The sequence below is a fragment of the Brevundimonas sp. genome (assembly GCF_046295075.1).
Lineage (GTDB): Bacteria > Pseudomonadota > Alphaproteobacteria > Caulobacterales > Caulobacteraceae > Brevundimonas.
Genome location: NZ_JBKBOC010000037.1, coordinates 1 through 2,461 on the forward strand (window position 1 = coordinate 1; position 2,461 = coordinate 2,461).

Annotated in this window: 3 protein-coding genes; 1 reads left to right on the forward strand and 2 read right to left on the reverse strand. The window is 69.5% G+C overall.

Annotated features, from left to right (window positions below; all coding sequences use genetic code 11):
* A partial coding sequence (locus ACK4MH_RS15565) for a M24 family metallopeptidase (protein ID WP_409719999.1) occupies positions 1–533 on the forward strand: 533 nt, incomplete at its 5' end.
* A gap of 48 nt (positions 534–581) precedes the next feature.
* On the opposite strand, the gene ACK4MH_RS15570 is transcribed toward ACK4MH_RS15565, so the two are convergent.
* Together ACK4MH_RS15570 and ACK4MH_RS15575 are read right to left on the reverse strand one after the other, a co-directional pair.
* Positions 582–2,312 carry a patatin-like phospholipase family protein gene (locus tag ACK4MH_RS15570; RefSeq protein WP_409720001.1) on the reverse strand — a complete coding sequence of 577 codons (1,731 nt, stop codon included), beginning with the start codon at positions 2,310–2,312 and terminating at the stop codon, positions 582–584.
* A gap of 15 nt (positions 2,313–2,327) precedes the next feature.
* A complete protein-coding gene (locus ACK4MH_RS15575) occupies positions 2,328–2,453 on the reverse strand; it encodes an FKBP-type peptidyl-prolyl cis-trans isomerase (protein WP_409720003.1) in 126 nt (41 codons plus the stop codon).
* Positions 2,454–2,461 lie beyond the last annotated feature (8 nt).

The window sequence follows — 2,461 nt, forward strand, 5'->3', positions numbered from 1 at the left end:
CGGCGGACCAGCGTCACAAGTTCACCCTGGTGCTGAAGGCCCATATCGCCATGGCGACGATCCGCTTCCCGGCGGGGACCAGCGGCATGGCCCTGGACGCCATCGCCCGGGCGCCGATGTGGGCGGCGGGGCTGGATTATGACCACGGCACCGGCCACGGCGTCGGATCCTATCTGGGGGTCCATGAGGGGCCGCAACGGATCGCCAAATGGGGCACCAGCCAGCCGTTGCTGGAGGGGATGATCCTGTCCAACGAGCCCGGCTATTACCGCGAAGGCCATTGGGGCATCCGCATCGAGACCCTGCAGGTGGTGACGCCGGCCGTGGTGCCCGAGGGCGGCGAGCGGCCGATGCACGGGTTCGAGCAGCTGACCTTTGCGCCGATAGACCGCAAGCTGATCGCGGTCGATCTGCTGACGCCGGACGAGCGGACCTATGTCGACGCCTATCACGCCGAGACCCTGGCCAAGGTCGGGCCCCTGGTCGAGGGCGACGTCCGGGCCTGGCTGGAGCGGGTCTGCGCGCCCCTTTAGGTCCTTCATTTCGCTCATCCCCGCTTTCGCGGGGATGAGCGGAGGGTTTCAGTGATCGCGCAGCCTCCGCCGCAGGTGGGTGACGGGGACGGTCAGGTCGGCCAGGGCCGCCTTGGTCGCCTCGTAGCCGGCGGCGACCGGCTCGTCATAGGCCTTCCAGTCGCGGATGTCGGTCCCGCCGATCTTGGGCAGGATCAGGACATCGGCGGCGGCGCGCGACTGCTCCATCTCGGCGTCGGTGGTGATGGTCGCCGAGCGCATCAGGATGGAAACGATGGGCGGGCCGGCCTTCCACGCGCCCGACAGCACCCATTTCCACCAGGACGGCGGGTTTTCCAGCCCGGCCGGATCGACGCCGCGCGTCTGGGACATGTCCACGCCGATGATGGGGCCGCTGTTCAGCTGGCGCATCACGCTGGTGGGGAAGTTCTTCAGCACGGCCCCGTCCACCAGCACCTGACCGTCGATGACGACGGGCGGCAGGACGCCCGGAATGGCGATGGAGGCGCGCATTGCCCGCCGCATCAGGCCGGTGCGATGAACCTCGATCCGGCCCGAGGTCAGGTTGGAGGAGACCGCGAAGAAGGGCAGGGGCAGGTCGGCCAGGTCGATGTCGCCATAGGCCCGTTCCAGCAGACGGGCCACCTTGCGGGCGCGCGACATGGCGATGATGGGAAAGGCTAGGTCAGATAGGGGGTCGGAATCGACGAAGGCGCGGCGAATCTCATAGTCCAGTCGTTCGAACGACCAGCCCAGGGCCGGGCCGGCGGCCACGACCGCCCCCATTGAGGCGCCGCCGACGAAGTCGATGGGGACCTTGGCCTCTTCCAGCGCCTTGACCGCTCCCATGTGGCAATAGGCGCGCGCGCCGCCGCCCGACAGGACCAGGCCCACGGCCGTGCCGGTGATGACCCGGGCCATGCGGGCGGTGTCGGCCTCGACCCCCGCGACGCAGTGGAACCAGCGGTCTGGCTGGAGCACGTTCAGCCAGACCCGGGTGTTGGCCGGCTGGTTCATGCGCGGATCACGCAGCAGGATCAGATCGGTCAGACGGCGACCGTCGCCGAAGCCCATACGCCGGGGCAGGTCGGCGGGCGGAGCCAGAAGCCCGCTGCCGACGATGAACAGCCGGTCCACCTGGCGGGCGCACAGTTCGGCCCAGGCCGGCTGGTCCAGTTCGGCGACATAGAGGACATAGTCGTGATCGTCCTCGACCCGGCTGAACCATTCGGCGGCCGAGGTCAGGGCCGACTGGTCGATGACCCGGCAGGTGAAGCCCATGGCCTGGACCGCGGCGGCGATCCGTTCGACGAAGGCGCGGATCGGACGGGGGCGGGCCGAGACGAAGCCGAAGACGCTGGGTTCGGCCGCACCGCCGGCCCGTTCGCGGGCGCGGTGGATCATCAGCCGCGACAGTTCGACCATCAGGTCCGGCTCGGTCCGGGCGGCCTCGAAGAAGGCCTCGCGCGGCAGGGCCAGGATCTCGGTGTCGCGCAGGGCGACGACGTCGGCGGTGTGGGCCGTGCCCGCCAGCATGGCCATTTCGCCGACCGGTTCGCCGGGGCGCACGACGCCCAGCAGATGGACCGGCTGATCCGGCTCGCTATGGAAGACGCCCAGACGGCCCGAGCGGACCAGATACAGGGTGTCGGACGGGTCCCCCGCTGCGAACAGCCGCTCGCCCCCGGTCAGGGCGAACCAACTGGCCCGATCGATCATCGGCCCCTCGAAGATGCGCGACAGGGCCGAGGCGAGGGTGTCTGAACGAAGCGGAGCCATGGGAGGATTGTCCGATCAGGTCGCCGGCGTCACGTCCAGAAGTTCGACCGAGAAACGCAGGGTCGAGTTGGGCGGCAGTTCGTCGCCGCCGACCCAGCGGCCGCCGTAGCCGAGCGAGGCGGGGATGACGAACTCATAGATCTCGCCGA

What these genes read in the sequence shown, in the direction of transcription:
- ACK4MH_RS15570 (WP_409720001.1), bottom strand. Translation starts at nt 2,312, where the DNA reads ATGGCTCCGCTTCGTTCAGACACCCTCGCCTCGGCCCTGTCGCGCATC.